This window comes from Flavobacterium foetidum (genome assembly GCF_004634245.1).
Lineage (GTDB): Bacteria > Bacteroidota > Bacteroidia > Flavobacteriales > Flavobacteriaceae > Flavobacterium > Flavobacterium foetidum.
Map to the genome: position 1 here is coordinate 131,984 of NZ_SJTF01000012.1, position 17,002 is coordinate 148,985.

Genomic DNA, 17,002 nt, shown 5'->3' on the forward strand with positions numbered 1-17,002 from the left:
TTAAACTTTTAAAGCTCCGTTCCTAGTTTTGACAGAACCTTATCTAACTCATCAAAATGTTCCTGACTTGCTGACGAATAAAAAAGCTGCTCATTACTCATTACAATAATCACCTCATCATCATGATTACCAAAGAAACGGATGCCGTCTACCCATTGTGTAAAAGACACACCTTTATTTTTATAATTATCAGCGATAAATTTTAAATCCGTATCCTCTATTTCATAAAAATATTCTGGGGTATATTCTAACGCAAAACCAGCCTGAAGATAAGCCATTGCAGTAAAGAAATCGGTTAAAGTTTCGGTTTCCTTTTTTCCATTCTTTTTCGTCGTAACTCATATAAACTAGAGGATTCTCTTTTGACAAATCGTCCTTATGAATTCCCCAAACGCAAACTCTTTGATTTTCAGAATAAAAAATCAAATAGTCCTCATGTTTAAAATATTGAAATTGGTCTGGTGTATTTAAAGAGTCCTGTGTATTATTTAGATTTTCGATTTTACCCAATTCTGTATAATAATCGATAAAAACTTTTGGAAGTCTCCAAAAATATCTTTTATAATCTGAATTTCATCTTTTGTAAAACCATTTGGTTCTGTAATATGGAATAGCTTTTTTATAGTTGAAAAGTCTGTCATGATGATTTTAGATGAAATAAACAATTAGAGCCACAAAGATAAAAAGAAAGTAATATCTCACAATTATTTTCGCCTTTCCAGAAAAAAACGTTTCATCAAATCGGCGGCTTCATTGGCCATTACACCCGAAACTACAGTGGTTTTTGGATGCAATTTGGTTCCCATATTAATAAAACCGCGCTGTTCGTCTCTCGCGCCAAAAACAATTTTAGAAATCTGGCTCCAATACAAAGCCCCCGCGCACATTTGACAAGGTTCAAGCGTAACATAAAGCGTACAATCCTTTAAATATTTTCCCCCGAGGAAATTGGCAGCAGCTGTTATAGACTGCATTTCGGCATGAGCTGTGACATCATTTAGTAATTCAGTTAAGTTATGACTTCTTGCAATAACTTTATCAGCCACAACAATTACAGCTCCAACAGGAATTTCGCCTTTTTCAAAAGCCATTTCAGCTTCCTGCAAAGCTTTTTTCATGAAATATTCGTCGGTGAAAGGATTTATCATAGTTGCAAAAATAGGGTTTTGAAAGGATTTCTTAAGTATATCAAAATTAATTGCCTCAAAAAAAGTCATTTTTTGAGGCAATTAATAAAAATAATCGACTCATTGGTTATGTATCAAAAAAACTATACAAACTAAGAAAGCCAATTTTTCTGTATAATTTTTATTACATTTAAATTTTGATATTTGAATATGGAAAGAAATTATAAAATAACCATTCCTGAACCCTGCCATGAAGATTGGAACAAAATGACACCAAACGATAATGGGCGTTTTTGCATGAATTGTTCTAAAACGGTTACTGATTTTACATCCATGAGACCGGAAGAAATCCAGCATTTTTTTATTCAAAATCAAAACAAAAGCGTTTGTGGAAGATTTAGAAAATCGCAGTTAGATTCTATTACAATTCAAATACCAGATCACATTTTATATTCGCAAAACCATTATCATAAAATGTTTTTACTGGCATTATTTGTTATCATGGGAACTACTTTATTCAGTTGTGCTGATAACGAAGGTAATAAAGTGAAAATTGATAAAATAGAGGTTGTTAAAGATAATTTGGCAAAAAATCCTGATAATTTAAACACCAAAGATTCTCTATCACAAAAAACGCCACACTCTTCTCCTTTACATATCAATGTGGAGCCTGTAAATGAAACTTCTTCAGGCATTTCATATGTAAGTGACTATGACCATAACATTATCAGTGGAGGTCTTGCGTTTGAATATATTGAAGAACCTGATTATCCCGGCGGAATTGGTAAATTCAGTGATTATATAAAGAATGAATTTCAGATCCCTAAAAAAGCTAGAAAAATTACTGGAAAAATTGACGTTTCTTTTGTTGTAAATAAAGCTGGAACATTAGAGCAATTTAAGGTCTTTGACAATATTGGTCACGACATTGGAGAAGAAATGATTCGGGTTTTACAAAACTCAAAAGCAAAATGGAAGCCAAAAATAATTAACGGAAAAGCAATTCCAGATACTATTAAAATGAATATTGTTGTACAAAAAGACAGCTTGAATATTGAAAGAAAAAAAAGAAAACTTTCAAGCATGGAAAGAAAACACAAAATAACGATACCTGAACCCTGTCATGAAAACTGGGACAAAATGACGCCAAAAGATAATGGCCGTTTTTGTTTGAGCTGTTCTAAAACAGTGGTTGATTTCACTTCTATGTTACCAGAAGAAATCAGATACTATTTTATTCAAAATCAAGACAGCAGAATTTGCGGAAGATTTAAAAATGAGCAATTAGAAACTATTACAATTCAGATTCCGAGTCGCATTCTTTATTCTCAGACACAATATCATAAAATGTTTTTACTAGCCTTGTTTATTGCCATGGGAACAACGTTATTTAGCTGTTCAGATAAAGAAGGCAACAAAAATAAAATTAACAACATCGAAATTGTTGGCAATACAGAACAAAATGAAGATGAAGCTGTATCCAGATGTTATGGCCATCAGATTGAGTCTAAAAAACCAAATCCCAAAAAAGCAAACGAACAGTTTATGCTTGGAATGGTAGCCACTCCCATTCTGGATGAAAAAGGAGATTTTAAATATCACACGGTATATAATTCAGCGGATTTAGATATTTCCCCTATTCCTGTCATGGGAATGAAGAAATTCTATGATTTTTTCAATAAAAATTATACAGCTCCAGACCAAAGAGAAAAGTTTAAAGGCAAAATATCTATTCTATTTGTTATCGAAGAAGATGGCAGTTTAAGTAATTTCAATATTGTTAAAAACACACCTAAAGAAATAGGAGAAGAAGCTATTAGAGTATTAAAAACAGCTCCAAACTGGATTCCCGGCAAACTAAACAACAAAGTAGTCCGTTCGTCTTATATTTTACCGATTACAATTAAATAATGGAAAAAAACAATAAAATCAGCATTCCAAAACCCTGCCATGAAGATTGGAACAAAATGACACCAAATGAAAATGGTCGCTTCTGTATGAGCTGTTCTAAAACAGTTGTTGACTTTACTTCTATCCTTCCAGAAGAAATCCAGCATTTTTTTATTCAAAATAAAAATGACAAAATTTGTGGACGATTTAGAAAATCGCAGTTAGATACCATAACAATTCAAATTCCAAGTAAAGTTTTGTATACGCAACCCAATTATCGCAAAATGTTTCTTTTAGCCTTATTCATTGCTACGGGCACTACCTTGTTCAGCTGTCAGAATAAAGACGGGCAAAAACAAAAAATTAACAAAGTTGAATTGGTAAAAGATTCCGATGCAAACTCACCTATAGTTGTTGGCGAACCAGCTATCGATGAAAGCAGTACAAAACAAGCTGTTTTACCGCCTCCGCCATCTCCCAAAATAGATCAGGTTAAATTCGACGAAAGCATAGTAAAAACCAAAAAAAATAGTTCGAATCAGTCATCAACTGTCAAATCAGAAAAAACAAATAACAAGAAAAACAGCTCAGTAGACAAACCTATTTATGTTAGTAGTGAAGTAGTTTCTGAAACCAATGCAGAATTTCCAGGCGGTATCGATCAATTTCATACTTTCTTCATGAAAGAATATAAAAAACCGGAAAACATACATTATTGGAAACTCAATTTTACGCTGGCATTTGCAGTAGAGAAAAACGGTACAGTTTCGTTTATTGAATGTTCTCCAGCAGTTGAAGAACCTTTGGAAAAAGAAATCGTCAGAGTTTTGAATTTATGCCCGAAATGGCAACCTGGCGAATCAAACGGAAAAAAAATCAGAATGCAATATTCTGTACCTATTTTGCTTAAATAATACGTTGCGGAAAAATTAAATTTAAAACCGTAAATTTGCTTTTTTCCTTACAATGAAAAGCGATTTACTTTCTCACATATACAATCCAGCCGATTTACGTCTTTTAAAAGAAGAACAGCTTACTCAGGTTGCTAAAGAACTGCGTCAGTTTATTATTGATGTCGTTTCGGTAAAAGAAGGCCATTTGGGAGCGAGTTTAGGCGTTATAGAATTGACAATTGCACTACATTATGTTTTTAATACGCCTGAAGATTTATTGGTTTGGGATGTTGGACATCAGGCTTACGGTCATAAAATCTTAACCGAAAGAAGAGAAATTTTTCATACCAATAGACAGATTGACGGAATTTCTGGTTTTCCAAAAAGAGCTGAGAGCATTTACGATACTTTCGGTGTTGGACATTCTTCGACATCAATTTCAGCAGCACTCGGAATGGCGATTGCTTCTAAATTAAAAGGCGATTTCAAAAAAGAACATATTGCAGTTATTGGAGATGCTTCTATCGCAAGCGGAATGGCTTTTGAAGGCCTTAATCATGCAGGAGTTACTGATGCTAATATTCTGGTAATTCTAAACGATAATGCCATCGGAATTGACCCAAGTGTCGGCGCTTTAAAAAACTACCTTACTTCGGTAAAAACAGGAAAAAATCCGAGACAGAATAATATCATCAAATCTTTGAATTTTGATTATTCTGGACCAATAGACGGTCATGATTTGCCTCTTTTGATCAAAGAATTAAATCGACTGAAAAAGATAAAAGGTCCTAAATTTCTTCATATTGTAACCACAAAAGGAAAAGGTTTACAACAGGCTGAGGAAAATCAGGTCAAATATCACGCTCCAGGAAAATTTGATGCCTCAACTGGCGAAATCCATTTAAAAGTGGAAGAAAATCTGCCTCCAAAATATCAAGATGTTTTCGGATTGACCGTTCTTGATTTGGCCAAAAAGAATGAAAAAATAATCGGAATCACACCTGCAATGCCGTCAGGAAGTTCATTAAAATTTATGATGGAGGAAATTCCTGAACGTGCTTTTGATGTTGGAATTGCAGAACAGCACGCCGTAACGCTTGCTGCCGGAATGGCAAGTCAGGGAATGATGGTGTATTGCACTATCTATTCGACCTTTTTGCAGCGTGCCTACGACCAAGTGATTCATGATGTAGCGCTGCAAAATCTTCCAGTGATATTTTGTCTTGACAGAGCCGGTTTGGTAGGCGAAGATGGTGCAACACATCATGGCGTTTTTGACATTGCCTACCTGCGATCCATACCGAATATGATTATTTATGCACCGATAAACGAAATAGCACTGCAAAACATTTTATACACTGCACAATTAGGTCTGAATAATCCTATCGCAATTCGATATCCTAGAGGGCGCGGTGTTATTGAAAACTGGGAAGTAAATAATTTCGGACAGTACAAAACCGTCAAAATCGGAGAAGCTTCTTGTTTGAAAAACGGAACAAAAACGGCTGTTTTATCTACGGGAACGATCGGCAATAATGTTATTTCGGCTCTTAATGAATGTTCTGATACAGCAAACATCGCTCATTATGATTTTCCGTTTATAAAACCGCTAGACAACAAGACCTTACATCATATTTTCGCAAACTTTCAATCGATCATTACAATTGAAGACGGCGTAAAAAACGGCGGTTTCGGAAGTGCCGTTTTGGAGTTTGCGGCAGCCAATAATTATAAAAACAAAGTGCAGCTTTTAGGTATTCCGGATCATTTCATCGAACATGGAACAGTCAATGAGCTGCAACAAATTTGTAATGTCGACGTTAAAAGTTTAATAAATCTTTTTTCAAACGAGGCAAAATAAGTATTTTGCAGCGCCAAAAAAAAAACTAAAATAAGCCTAATGAAATTATTGCGTTCTACCCTTTTGCTTTTATTGCTTCTGTGTACTTCAAATAACTTTGCCCAGATTATCCAAACCACCTTAAGTCCTAATCAAGCGCCAAAACCACCTTCAAACTGGACAAAGAGAAATCAGCTTGGTTTCGATATTTCAGAAATTGCTTTTGTCAACTGGAGTGCGGGGGGAACTAGTTCTATTTCAGGTTTATTTAAGGGAGAATTTAATAGAACCTACGCAAAAGACAATCATAAATGGGTGAACGAACTTATTGTAAAATATGGCTTAAATAAGCAGGACGGAATTGAATTAAGAAAAACCGACGATGCCGTTCAGTTCAACTCTACTTACGGCTTTAGAAAAGATACCGCATCAAACTGGTATTATTCATCAAAATTGAACTTCAATACACAATTTACAAACGGTTACAATTACCCGAATAGAAGTGTCGCAATCTCAAAACCTTTTGCACCGGCATACATCTTTCTGGGAGCTGGAGCTGAAAATTCTAATAAACAAAAAAACAGAACTTTTTATTTCTCTCCTATCACGCTTAAAACAACTTTGGTTTTAGATCAATATCTTGCTAATCAGGGTGCATTTGGTGTTAAAAAGGCTACTTATATCTCCGACCCTCTAAATCCTGATTCTCAAATTCTAATAGATGAAGGACAGAAAGTAAAAGCCGAATTTGGTATTCTGTTTACAGGTTATATGAAAAGCGAAATCTATAAAAATGTTTTCTACGAAAACCGATTAAGTCTTTACACCGATTATTTAAATAAATTCGGAAATGTCGATATCGATTACGACACACGTCTGGATTTGGTGGTAAATGCCTATGTAAAAGCAAATATTGGTGTTCATCTAATTTATGATGATGATATTAAAACCAAAAAAGACGTAGTGGACCCTACAACTGGAAACAAAACACAGGTAAACGACGGACCCAGAATGCAGTTAAGACAAGTATTGGGAGTTGGTTTGGTTTATGCTTTTAAATAATAAAAATTTTGATGAGTTCTGCTTATCACGATTCATAAAAAAGGCTTTAGTTTGTGTGACTAAAGCCTTTTCCATTTTTATAGTTGTATTGAAATTAACGTTTCTTTCTCCCGCTGATCATTTCGTACAATTCAAGTGCATTTCCATCTGTGAGAAGCGAAACATAATGACAAATATGAAGCAAACGCTCGTACAAACTGCCTTTTTCTAAATGATGTTTTTCTGGCAGCATTTTGAGAATCAACTTATCATAATTAGAAGCGGTTCCGTCGAATTTATTATTAAATGCCGTAATAAACTTATCAAGTAAAGTCTGGATAATTTGATAACCCACAATCTCTTTTTCTATTACCTCGCGGCTCTGGTATATTTTATCGATACTTAGCTTGATAATATCGTCCATCTGGGCTTTATATTTGCTTTTTTCTGTTAAAGCAAAAGGGAAATTTCCAGCCAAGATTGCTTCTTCATTTTCAACAAAAACATCGACAGCATCATTGATCAAAGCTCCAATGGCCAAAGCGCGCAAATAACTGATTCTGTCTTCTTTGGTTTCCAACATATTGTATTTTTCAATACCAATATTGTCTTTTACCAGTTTTATAAGATATTCAAGAGCATAATCTTCAGAAACCAAACCAAGATTTATTCCGTCTTCAAAATCAATAATGGTATAGCAGATATCATCGGCTGCTTCTACTAGATAAGCCAAAGGATGTCTTTCAAATCCTAAATCGCCTTCTTCTTTGTTAGGAATCAAACCCATATCTTGGGCAACTTCTTCAAAAAAAACTTTGTCTGCCTGAAAGAAACCGTATTTTTTATCTGCAATATTATTAGTCGGTTTTTTAGGAAGACTTTCTTTTGGATATTTCATGAAAGCACCCAAAGTTGCGTACGAAATCCTAAGTCCGCCTTCAATGCCTGGTCGACTTGCTGTTAAGACCGAAAATCCATTGGCATTTCCTTCAAAATCGATTAAATCCTGCCATTGTTTTGCGGTAAGTTTGTCTTTGTATTTTAATCCTTTTCCGCTCGAAAAATATTCTCCGATAGCTTTTTCTCCCGAATGTCCGAATGGAGGATTGCCGATATCGTGCGCCAGAGAAGCAGCCGCGACAATTGCTCCAAAATCATTCATATGATAACCGTGGACTTCTTTTAGATAGGGATATTTTTCGATGATTTTTTTTCCGACCAAACGTCCCAATGATCTTCCTACAACAGAAACCTCAAGGCTATGCGTTAATCGAGTGTGTACGAAATCGGTTTTAGAAAGGGGAATTACCTGTGTTTTATCTTGTAAAGAGCGAAATGCGGCCGAAAAGATAATTCGGTCATAATCAACCTCAAATCCTAAACGTGTATCATCTTGTTCTGCACGTAATCGTTTGCTTGTATCTCCTTGTCTTTTTAATGATAAAAGTTGTTCCCAGTTCATTTTTTATTTTAGATTTCTGAATTTAGATTTTAGATTTTTCATCTAAAAGTCAAAAATACGTTTTATTTTAGGATAATATTCAATAAAAGTAAAGCCACAGATTAATTTGACTCAAAAGATTAAATGTTTTGTTTGTCACGAATTTTACTAATCAGCTCGAATTAATTCAAACACAATATTTTGTACTAATATGTGAAATTCATGACTAAAAAATAAACCAAATTATAACAATCATGATAATCTGCGTAATCTGTGGCAGAAAAACATTAAAACTCTAATGCCGTGCTGTGCTTGATTTCTCCCATTACGAAAATACTGTTTGTATTCCCGATATTTTCAATGGTTGACAATTTATTCATTACAAAATCCTGATAACTAGCCATATCTTGAACCAGAATTTTGAGCATAAAATCGTAATCACCGGCAATATTGTAACACTCAATAATTTCTGGAAGTGCGACAATATCTTTTACAAAATTGCTTCCCACATTTTTGGCGTGTTCTTTTAAACGCACATTGCAGAAAACCGTCATGCCGCGATTCATTTTTTTCTTATCCAACAGCGCCACATATTTCGTAATGTAACCATCTCTTTCCAATCTTTTGATACGCTCATAAACGGGAGTTACCGTTAAGAATAATTTACTCGCAAGGTCTTTTGTGTTGATATTGCAGTCTTCTTGAAGGTACTTCAATATGAGCAAATCGGTTTTATCTAAGTTTTCCATAGTTTTTTTTACGGCTAAAAGCTCGTTTTGGATAATTTAAAAGTGATTAAATCTTTTTAAATAAAATTTTAAAACACATTTTACTGAATTAATAGTCAAATATAAGTTTAAAAAACCAATACAATAAATTTGTACAGTAAAAAATACTGAAATCGAAATGAAAACAAACAATTTAGGTTACCCAAGAATTGGCAGCAATAGAGAACTGAAAAAAGCCAGCGAACTTTACTGGGCCGGAAAAATTTCGGCAGACGAACTTATAGATGTCGGAAAAGAAATCCGCCTTAAAAACTGGAAACTACAAGCTCAAGCAGGAGTAGATTTGATTCCGTCTAACGATTTTTCTTTTTACGATCAAGTACTTGATTTAACGCTGACCGTTGGCGCAATTCCAGAACGTTATCATGAATTAGCAAAATCGAACTCTTCTTTAGATCTATACTTTGCGATGGCAAGAGGTTCGCAGAAAAACGGACAAGATGTTGTGGCTATGGAAATGACAAAATGGTTCGACACCAATTACCATTATATTGTTCCCGAATTCAAAAAGAATCAAAAGTTTGAATTGTTTTCTGAAAAAATAATCAATGAATTCAAAGAGGCAAATGCTGTTGGAATTAAAACAAAACCTGTCTTAATTGGTCCTGTTTCCTATCTATTATTAGGAAAAGAAAAAGAAGAAGGTTTCAGCAGAATTGACCTTATTGACGCTCTTCTTCCTGTTTACTTTGAAATTCTTGAAAAATTGCAAGCAGAAAATGCCCAATACATTCAGCTAGACGAACCTTTCTTAGCTTTAAATTTAACAGATAAAGAAAGAAATGTTTTCACGAAAGTGTACCATGAAATCAACAGCCGTTTTCCAAAACTTAAAATCATCTTAGCCAATTATTTCGACTGTTTTGGAGAAAATTTAGAAACAGCTTTAGCACTTCCGGTTGATACTTTCCATTTAGATTTAGTGCGATGTGAGCTTCAGTTAGATGATATTTTAGAATCAGGAAAACTAGCTTCAAACGCAAAACTTTCCTTGGGAGTGGTTGACGGAAGAAACATCTGGAAAAACGACTTCAAAAAATCATTAGAATTAATCAAAAAAGCGACAGATGCTTTAGGCGAAAACAGAATTTTAATAGCGCCATCTTGTTCTTTAATCCACAGTCCATGCGATTTGGATTTAGAAACCAACGATCAGACTTTAACTCCTGAAATCAAACAATGGCTGGCTTTTGCCAAACAGAAAATCAACGAAATTGTACTTTTAAAACAATTTGCTTCTAATGAAGTTGCTGTCGAAGACTCCGCAGATTATAAAGAAAATGTTTTGGCAAATGAGAATCGAAAAACGTCAAAATTAATTCATAATAATGAAGTTAAAGCACGTGTTGCAGGAATTACCGCTTCTGATGACAAACGCAAAAGCGCTTTTGCTGTTAGAAGAAAAAGCCAGATTGAAGCTTTAAAACTACCACTATTCCCAACCACAACCATTGGATCTTTCCCTCAAACAGCAGAAGTGAGAAGCTGGAGAGCAAAATTCAAAAAAGGAGAATTAACCCCGTCAGCATACAACGATTTAATCGAGAAAGAAACCGAAGCCACGATTCGTTTTCAGGAAGAAACCGGAATCGATGTTTTAGTTCATGGCGAGTTTGAGCGCAACGATATGGTGGAATATTTCGGCGAGCAATTGGACGGATTCACTTTTACTAAAAACGGCTGGGTTCAAAGCTACGGAAGCCGTTGCGTAAAACCACCTGTTATTTACGGAGACGTTTCGAGACCAAACCCAATGACAGTAAAATGGTCGCAATATGCGCAGTCTTTAACACAAAAATGGGTAAAAGGCATGCTCACTGGTCCTGTAACGATTTTACAATGGTCGTTTGTGCGCAATGATCAACCACGTTCTGAAACTTGTACACAAATCGCGTTGGCAATCCGTGATGAGGTTGTCGATTTAGAAAAAGCAGGAATCAAAATCATTCAGATAGACGAGCCCGCCATTCGCGAAGGTCTTCCGCTAAGAAAAGAAGAATGGGCGAAATATTTAGACTGGGCTGTAAAAGCATTCCGAATTTCGGCCAGCGGTGTCAACGACGATACGCAGATTCACACGCACATGTGCTACAGCGAATTCAATGACATCATTCAAAATATCGCCGATATGGATGCCGACGTCATCACAATCGAATGTTCACGTTCTCAGATGGAGCTATTAGATGCTTTTGCGAATTTTAAATATCCAAACGAAATTGGTCCTGGAGTCTACGATATCCATTCGCCACGCGTACCTTCGAGCAAAGAAATGGTTCGTTTGTTAGAAAAAGCTTCGGCTGTTATCCCGATAGACCAACTATGGGTAAATCCAGACTGTGGTTTAAAAACACGTCATTGGGACGAAACCAAAAAAGCGTTAATCGAAATGGTTGCGGCGGCTCAGGAAATGAGAACGGAAGTAGAAAGCCCTGTTAGCTAAAATTTTTATCTGAAATCTATTTTTGTTTTTTATGCCGATAGGTGGAGTCGACGTTTAGTTATGTTTTAATCTCGGCTTCACTCGTCTGGCATTTTCTTTAAATAGCTGATTAATAAACCTGTGTAAACATACTTTATCTTTTTAAATCTACCTGAAAAGCAGTTGCACAAAAACTATCTCATCCAAAGGGTTGATTTATATTTTGAAGCAGAAAATTAACGTTTTAAAAAGCACGTTTTGTCCCGCTATCCACTATATCTTTTTCTGTCTAAAGAAGCCAGAAAAAGGATACCGCTTCTATCGGGGCTAAGGAAGAAACATATATTTTTCATAAGAATTTACTTTAAACAATAAAATACCTTATATTTGCAAAATGTTCACTTTTAAGATAACTTTGCAGAAATGGCAAGAACAATCATATTTCATAAAAACCATTTCATTGAGTTTTATCAAGTCCAAAATGAAAAGGTTAAATTGAAAATTCAGTACGTCCTTGAACTGATAAAACAAGTTGATAGAGTTCCTGAAAAATTTTTAAAACATGTATCCGGAACTGAAGGACTTTATGAAATAAGAATTGAAGTCAAATCAGATATTTATAGAATATTTTGCTGTTTCGATCAAGGAAAACTAGTGATTCTTTTTAATGGGTTTCAAAAAAAATCGCAAAAAACACCAAAAGAAGAATTACATAGAGCAAAGGAATTAATGACTGACTATTTTCAACAGAAATAAATACCACTATGAAAAATTATAAAAACATACAATCTTTTGATGATCTCATTGAAGTTGAACACGGAAAGATTGGCAGCGAAAGCAGAAACCAATTTGAAGAAAAATCACAAATGTTCATTATTAGTGAAATGTTAAAAGAAGCCCGTAAAGAAGCTAATTTAACTCAAGAACAATTAGCAGATAAAACCGGAACTAAAAAAAGTTACATTTCAAAACTTGAAAATGGAAAAGGTAATGTACAGCTTTCCACTCTAATTAGAATCTTTGAAATAGGCTTAAACAAGAGGGTCGGATTGACTTTTTTGTAAAAGCACTCCAAACCCCAAGATTTACTGTTTTACCGAAGTTGAAGTAGAAACTATCAATATCTGGTCAGTCGTTGTCATAACTTAACGTTTCGTATCCTAAACCTCCAATGCTGAAGTTAAGATCAAAACACTTTTTCATGTTTATGAAAAGTGCCGGAGTCAGACCAAATAGATTGCATTTTCTTTAATATTCAAAAAAAACACCTAATAGATGCAGTAAAATGATATCTATCGCATAACAAAAATTAAAATTCCTGCGTGTAAAATGCATTGGTATAAATGCAAAAAGCATCCGCCGAGGCGAATGCTTCCTGAAATTGAATATATCTAAGACTAGAAGTTTTTAGAAATTCCAATGTTGAATGTCTGACCGAAATTGAAGTAGAAATTACTCACGTCAGCACCATTGTTATCGTAGCTTAAAGTTTCGAAACCTAAACCTCCAATGCTGAAGTTAAGACCAAAACCTTTTTTCATGTTGATGAAAAGCGCTGGAGTTACACCTGCGTAAACACCATCAGCTTTAGATTTGTAAAATGCGTTTCCAGGACCGTACTCTTTGTACTTTTGGTTTTGTACACCTACTCCCATATCTGCAAAAACAGAGAAAGTCTGGCTCAATGGCATAGTGTAACGTACAAATGCACCGATTTTGAAACCGTTAAGTTTTTCTTCAACAGCTCCGTCATCGTTAGTTGCAGAAGTCACAGCAAATTCACCTCCCACAGTCCAGTTATCGTGAAATTGGTAACCCACTTTTGGAGAGAAAGTAAAAGAGTTTACTTTTTCTTCGCTAAACTGATATTCAGTTTTTTCAGAAGAATAAGAAATGTTTCCACCAACTAGGATTGTACCTTTTTGTGCATTTGCAAAACCACCGATAGCTAAAAGAGCCATCACTAAAATTTTTTTTGTCATGTTTTAAATTTATTTTTGTTGAATTTAAGCTTCCTTTAACAATAACAGTGCCGTGAATTAAGGGTTTTAAGTTTTTTTTATGATTACTTTAAAATGTAAAATACTGTGGTTAGAATTATTTTCTGTTTACTTTTGCAGTAAATAAAAAGTCATGTCGATAGTAGTAAACAACATATCAAAAAGTTACGGAACCCAAAAAGCGTTAAACTCGATTTCATTCTCTATACAAAAAGGAGAAATTGTTGGATTCTTAGGTCCCAACGGAGCTGGAAAATCTACTTTGATGAAAATTTTGACCACTTATTTGCTGGCAGACAAAGGTCAGGCGCTTGTAAATGGTCACGATGTCATGACAAACACAAAAGAAGTCCAGCGATCAATCGGGTATCTTCCAGAGCACAATCCGCTGTATTTGGATTTGTATATTCGTGAGTATTTGGCTTTTAATGCCGATGTTTATAAAGTTCCGAAATCAAGAATCGAAGAAGTTATTCAACTGACAGGACTGACACCAGAAAGCCATAAAAAAATAGGCCAATTGTCTAAAGGATACCGCCAGCGTGTAGGACTTGCAAATGCTTTGCTACATGACCCTGAGGTTTTGATTTTGGATGAGCCAACTACTGGTCTGGATCCGAACCAGTTAATGGAAATTCGGAACGTAATCAAAAATGCAGGGAAAAATAAAACTGTTTTTCTCTCAACACACATTATGCAGGAAGTAGAAGCAATCTGCGATCGTGTCATAATTATTGACAAAGGACAAATTGTTGCCGACAATAAATTAGACCATTTGGTTGCCGCAAATAAAGAACAGGTTATCGAAGTCGAATTTGATTACAAAGTGGAAGAGCAATTACTGGCTAGATTGGAAAACATCAGTTCCTATGTCAATACACACGATATGACTTGGGAGCTTACTTTTGTTACCGAAAAAGATATGCGTCCCGCAATTTTTGATTTCGCAAGCGAAAACGGCTTAAAAACGTTGCAACTCAATCAGAAAAATAAAAATCTTGAAGCCGTTTTTAGGGAAATCACCAAATAAGCCTCAAATTTATTATATCATTCACACAAAAGAGCGATTGTTTCAGAGCAAATCGCTCTTTTTGTACGTAATTATTTCATTTTCAGGTTTTGTTAACCTCTCTTTTCCAAGAGCTTAAAAATATTTTTCAAATTAATTTTATTTTTATTTAGACTTATTATAAATAGTTGTTATCTTTGGCATCATAATTTAAAATGCCACACGATGACTTCTACACTCCATTACATAAAAAAAGCTTTTTCTGCTACTTTACACCAGCTTTTAAATCTTCGAAAAAGAATTTCAGAAAAACTAGAACAGCTTGTTCTTCAATAATTCTTAAAACTCAGGATTTTATTCTAAACAAAATTTAGGATAGCAAATTAATCAGCATGAAAAATTTTATTACCTCCATGATGCTTGCTTTTTCGGTATACGGGTTCTCTCAGACAGAAAAAGAAAAAGACAGTATTATTGAAACCATAAACGTCTTAGACGAAGTTGTCTTGACCAAAAAAAAGGTTTTATACACTCAAAAATCAGATAGACTTGTTTTTAATGTCGAAAACAGTATCGTGTCTGAAGGGGGGACGGCTCTAGACGTACTTTCTCGTGCGCCAGGAGTTGTGGTTTCGCAGGATGGCGATTTATCGTTGCGCGGACAGCAGGGCGTTGCTGTCATGATTAACGGAAAACTGACACAGCTTTCGCAAAAAGAATTGGCCAATTATTTAAAATCGACGGCTTCATCTAATATTAAACAGATTGAAGTAATTACAAATCCATCAGCAAAATATGATGCTGCTGGAAAAGCCGGAATTATTAATATCATCCTAAAAAAAACTACCGAATCTGGACTAAAAGGAACGGCCTTCGCCAGCTATGGAAGAGGTCGAAAAAACCGAAATAGTGCGGGTTTTAACTTAAATTACAATAAGGACAAATGGGGCGTTTATGGCAATTATAGTTATACTTTCCGAGGTGAAGAAGAAAAGAAAGAATTCAATCAAACTCAGTTTACAGACGAAACACGTCAGCAAATTGCAACGAAGAATCATCAGACTTCTATCACAGATGAGCCTTTGACTTCAAACAATTTTAAAATCGGAACGCAATATGAAGTTTCCGCAAAAACGAATTTAGAGTTTTATGTAGATGCCAAAATCGGAAGCTATCAAAATATAGCCGACGGGACGAATTTATTAACAGATGCCTCAAATCAAACTGTTTTTGATGCCGTAACGTATAATAACAGCAAAGAAAAATGGAATGATTACACCTACGCTTTTTCTGGCGTTCATAAATTTGATAAAGAAGGACAAACCATGGCTTTTGATTTTGAATATGAAACCTCTAAATTTAGATCAAATCAATTTCAAAGTGCCGACAATACAGCTTCTGCCGTAACTGTAAATGATCGCCGAGGTTATATTCCGTCTCAATTAAAAGTTTTTAGCGGAAAAGTTGATTTTGTCAATCCGATTAAAGAAAAACAATCTCTAGAATGGGGTTTCAAAGGAAGCATTAAAAACAATGATAATCCTTCTGTTTATGAATATTATGACAACAATCAATGGTTAATCGATTTTAATTCGACCAACCATTTTGAATACAATGAACAGATTTTTGCAGCCTACATCAATTACAAATACCAATTAGAAAAACTCAATATTCAGGCAGGTTTAAGAAGCGAGTATACAGCAATCGATATCAATCAGAAAACCTTAAATGAAGAGCATAAAGACGATTATCTCAAATGGTTCCCGAGCCTTTCCTTAAAATATGAATTTACAAGCAGCCATTCGGTTCACGCGTCCTACAGTAGACGAATCAACAGACCGAGCCAGTTCGACTTAAATCCGTTTCGTTTTTATGACGACTCGTTTAATTATTCTCAAGGAAATCCAAACTTGTTACCTGAAATAACAAATGCTATGGAAATTGGCTACGCTTGGAAAAGCAGTTTTATGGCATCTGTTTATTTGAACAAAACAAAAGATGTTTTTACAGAAGTATACAATTACGACCCAAACACCAATACAACAGTTACCACTGAAATCAATGTAAGCAAATCTTACAATTACGGCATTAATATTACCAATAGTTCTGAGCTTAACAAATGGTGGTCGGTAAACACACTTTTTAATGTGTTTGAAAATAAATTTATGGGAAATGTACTCAACAGCACCACAATTGATCCTATTATGACTGTGAATCTGAATGTTCAAAATTCATTTACCCTTACCGAAACCCTTAAAGCCGAAGCAAATGCGCAGTATCAGTCGAAGTCTAATCTTGGGATTTACCAACGAGACGGCTTCTTTGATTTCAGCATCGGAATTTCAAAACAGGTTTTGGAAAAAAAAGGAACTATCAAACTTAATGTTACGGATATTTTCAACACCAATAATTTTCATATCAAATCTGTAGTTGCACAGACAAGCTTTGATAAAAAATACGATTTGGATAATCGTATTGCAACCATTGCATTTACGTACAGAATTTAAGATTATTCATTCTTGAATATTGTTTTTTGTTTTTTTTTTGTGTTAGT

General features: G+C 34.7%; 15 protein-coding genes. 9 read left to right on the top strand and 6 right to left on the bottom strand.

Annotated elements, in window-relative coordinates:
- Window positions 1-8: 8 nt before the first annotated feature.
- The 3 genes from E0W73_RS21585 to E0W73_RS15775 all read right to left on the bottom strand — a co-directional run bounded on the left by E0W73_RS21585 (window position 9) and on the right by E0W73_RS15775 (window position 1,148).
- Window positions 9-278: a hypothetical protein gene (locus tag E0W73_RS21585; RefSeq protein WP_244248493.1), complete on the bottom strand. Its 270-nt coding sequence runs from the start codon at window positions 276-278 to the stop codon at window positions 9-11.
- Window positions 279-488: 210 nt separating this feature from the next.
- A complete protein-coding gene (locus E0W73_RS21590; protein ID WP_244248494.1) occupies window positions 489-641 on the bottom strand; it encodes a hypothetical protein in 153 nt (50 codons plus the stop codon).
- 63 nt (window positions 642-704) lie between these two features.
- The gene (locus E0W73_RS15775; protein ID WP_135223007.1) at window positions 705-1,148 is read right to left on the bottom strand and encodes a nucleoside deaminase; all 444 of its coding nucleotides are present in this window, start codon (window positions 1,146-1,148) and stop codon (window positions 705-707) included.
- A 189-nt stretch (window positions 1,149-1,337) separates the two neighbouring features.
- Between E0W73_RS15775 and E0W73_RS15780 the strand changes: the two genes are divergently transcribed.
- Genes E0W73_RS15780 through E0W73_RS15795 form a run of 4 tightly spaced genes read left to right on the top strand, consistent with a single transcriptional unit; the run spans window position 1,338 to window position 6,812 of the window.
- On the top strand, window positions 1,338-3,038 hold the full coding sequence (locus E0W73_RS15780; RefSeq protein ID WP_135223008.1) for an energy transducer TonB: 1,701 nt from the start codon (window positions 1,338-1,340) through the stop codon (window positions 3,036-3,038).
- A complete protein-coding gene (locus E0W73_RS15785) occupies window positions 3,038-3,931 on the top strand; it encodes a hypothetical protein (RefSeq protein ID WP_244248495.1) in 894 nt (297 codons plus the stop codon). Before E0W73_RS15780 ends, E0W73_RS15785 begins: the two co-directional genes overlap by 1 nt.
- Before the next feature lie 52 nt (window positions 3,932-3,983).
- A complete protein-coding gene (locus E0W73_RS15790; RefSeq protein ID WP_135223009.1) occupies window positions 3,984-5,771 on the top strand; it encodes a 1-deoxy-D-xylulose-5-phosphate synthase in 1,788 nt (595 codons plus the stop codon).
- A 39-nt stretch (window positions 5,772-5,810) separates the two neighbouring features.
- The gene (locus E0W73_RS15795; protein WP_135223010.1) at window positions 5,811-6,812 is read left to right on the top strand and encodes a DUF3078 domain-containing protein; all 1,002 of its coding nucleotides are present in this window, start codon (window positions 5,811-5,813) and stop codon (window positions 6,810-6,812) included.
- Between the two features lie 94 nt (window positions 6,813-6,906).
- Here the strand turns inward: E0W73_RS15795 and E0W73_RS15800 are convergent, their stop codons facing one another.
- Both E0W73_RS15800 and E0W73_RS15805 read right to left on the bottom strand, forming a co-directional pair.
- Window positions 6,907-8,253 carry a deoxyguanosinetriphosphate triphosphohydrolase gene (locus E0W73_RS15800; protein ID WP_135223011.1) on the bottom strand — a complete coding sequence of 449 codons (1,347 nt, stop codon included), beginning with the start codon at window positions 8,251-8,253 and terminating at the stop codon, window positions 6,907-6,909.
- 266 nt (window positions 8,254-8,519) lie between these two features.
- Entirely contained in the window at window positions 8,520-8,981 is a 462-nt protein-coding gene (locus tag E0W73_RS15805; RefSeq protein WP_012023598.1) for an Lrp/AsnC family transcriptional regulator, read from the bottom strand.
- 157 nt (window positions 8,982-9,138) lie between these two features.
- Between E0W73_RS15805 and metE the strand changes: the two genes are divergently transcribed.
- The 3 genes from metE (at window position 9,139) to E0W73_RS15820 (ending at window position 12,503) form a co-directional block, all read left to right on the top strand.
- Window positions 9,139-11,460: a 5-methyltetrahydropteroyltriglutamate--homocysteine S-methyltransferase gene (gene metE, locus E0W73_RS15810; protein ID WP_135223012.1), complete on the top strand. Its 2,322-nt coding sequence runs from the start codon at window positions 9,139-9,141 to the stop codon at window positions 11,458-11,460.
- Window positions 11,461-11,862: 402 nt separating this feature from the next.
- Complete coding sequence (locus tag E0W73_RS15815; RefSeq protein WP_135223013.1) at window positions 11,863-12,195, top strand: type II toxin-antitoxin system RelE/ParE family toxin; 333 nt, start codon at window positions 11,863-11,865, stop codon at window positions 12,193-12,195.
- 8 nt (window positions 12,196-12,203) lie between these two features.
- Entirely contained in the window at window positions 12,204-12,503 is a 300-nt protein-coding gene (locus tag E0W73_RS15820) for a helix-turn-helix domain-containing protein (RefSeq protein WP_135223014.1), read from the top strand.
- 333 nt (window positions 12,504-12,836) lie between these two features.
- Here the strand turns inward: E0W73_RS15820 and E0W73_RS15830 are convergent, their stop codons facing one another.
- A complete protein-coding gene (locus E0W73_RS15830; protein ID WP_135223015.1) occupies window positions 12,837-13,421 on the bottom strand; it encodes an outer membrane beta-barrel protein in 585 nt (194 codons plus the stop codon).
- A 151-nt stretch (window positions 13,422-13,572) separates the two neighbouring features.
- Here E0W73_RS15830 and gldA point away from each other — a divergent pair, with 151 nt between their 5' ends.
- Window positions 13,573-14,469, top strand: coding sequence for a gliding motility-associated ABC transporter ATP-binding subunit GldA (gene gldA / locus E0W73_RS15835; RefSeq protein WP_135223016.1), 897 nt, complete (start codon window positions 13,573-13,575; stop codon window positions 14,467-14,469).
- A 371-nt stretch (window positions 14,470-14,840) separates the two neighbouring features.
- Window positions 14,841-16,955 (top strand): outer membrane beta-barrel family protein, encoded by a 2,115-nt coding sequence (locus E0W73_RS15840; protein ID WP_135223017.1) that lies wholly within the window; start codon window positions 14,841-14,843, stop codon window positions 16,953-16,955.
- Window positions 16,956-17,002: the final 47 nt, after the last annotated feature.

What these genes read in the sequence shown, in the direction of transcription:
- E0W73_RS15805 (WP_012023598.1), bottom strand. Translation starts at nt 8,981, where the DNA reads ATGGAAAACTTAGATAAAACCGATTTGCTCATATTGAAGTACCTTCAA.
- E0W73_RS15830 (WP_135223015.1), bottom strand. Translation starts at nt 13,421, where the DNA reads ATGACAAAAAAAATTTTAGTGATGGCTCTTTTAGCTATCGGTGGTTTT.
- E0W73_RS15800 (WP_135223011.1), bottom strand. Translation starts at nt 8,253, where the DNA reads ATGAACTGGGAACAACTTTTATCATTAAAAAGACAAGGAGATACAAGC.
- E0W73_RS15820 (WP_135223014.1), top strand. Translation starts at nt 12,204, where the DNA reads ATGAAAAATTATAAAAACATACAATCTTTTGATGATCTCATTGAAGTT.
- E0W73_RS15840 (WP_135223017.1), top strand. Translation starts at nt 14,841, where the DNA reads ATGAAAAATTTTATTACCTCCATGATGCTTGCTTTTTCGGTATACGGG.
- E0W73_RS15785 (WP_244248495.1), top strand. Translation starts at nt 3,038, where the DNA reads ATGGAAAAAAACAATAAAATCAGCATTCCAAAACCCTGCCATGAAGAT.
- E0W73_RS15815 (WP_135223013.1), top strand. Translation starts at nt 11,863, where the DNA reads ATGGCAAGAACAATCATATTTCATAAAAACCATTTCATTGAGTTTTAT.
- E0W73_RS15790 (WP_135223009.1), top strand. Translation starts at nt 3,984, where the DNA reads ATGAAAAGCGATTTACTTTCTCACATATACAATCCAGCCGATTTACGT.
- E0W73_RS21585 (WP_244248493.1), bottom strand. Translation starts at nt 278, where the DNA reads ATGGCTTATCTTCAGGCTGGTTTTGCGTTAGAATATACCCCAGAATAT.
- gldA (WP_135223016.1), top strand. Translation starts at nt 13,573, where the DNA reads ATGTCGATAGTAGTAAACAACATATCAAAAAGTTACGGAACCCAAAAA.
- E0W73_RS15775 (WP_135223007.1), bottom strand. Translation starts at nt 1,148, where the DNA reads ATGATAAATCCTTTCACCGACGAATATTTCATGAAAAAAGCTTTGCAG.
- E0W73_RS15780 (WP_135223008.1), top strand. Translation starts at nt 1,338, where the DNA reads ATGGAAAGAAATTATAAAATAACCATTCCTGAACCCTGCCATGAAGAT.
- E0W73_RS21590 (WP_244248494.1), bottom strand. Translation starts at nt 641, where the DNA reads ATGACAGACTTTTCAACTATAAAAAAGCTATTCCATATTACAGAACCA.
- metE (WP_135223012.1), top strand. Translation starts at nt 9,139, where the DNA reads ATGAAAACAAACAATTTAGGTTACCCAAGAATTGGCAGCAATAGAGAA.
- E0W73_RS15795 (WP_135223010.1), top strand. Translation starts at nt 5,811, where the DNA reads ATGAAATTATTGCGTTCTACCCTTTTGCTTTTATTGCTTCTGTGTACT.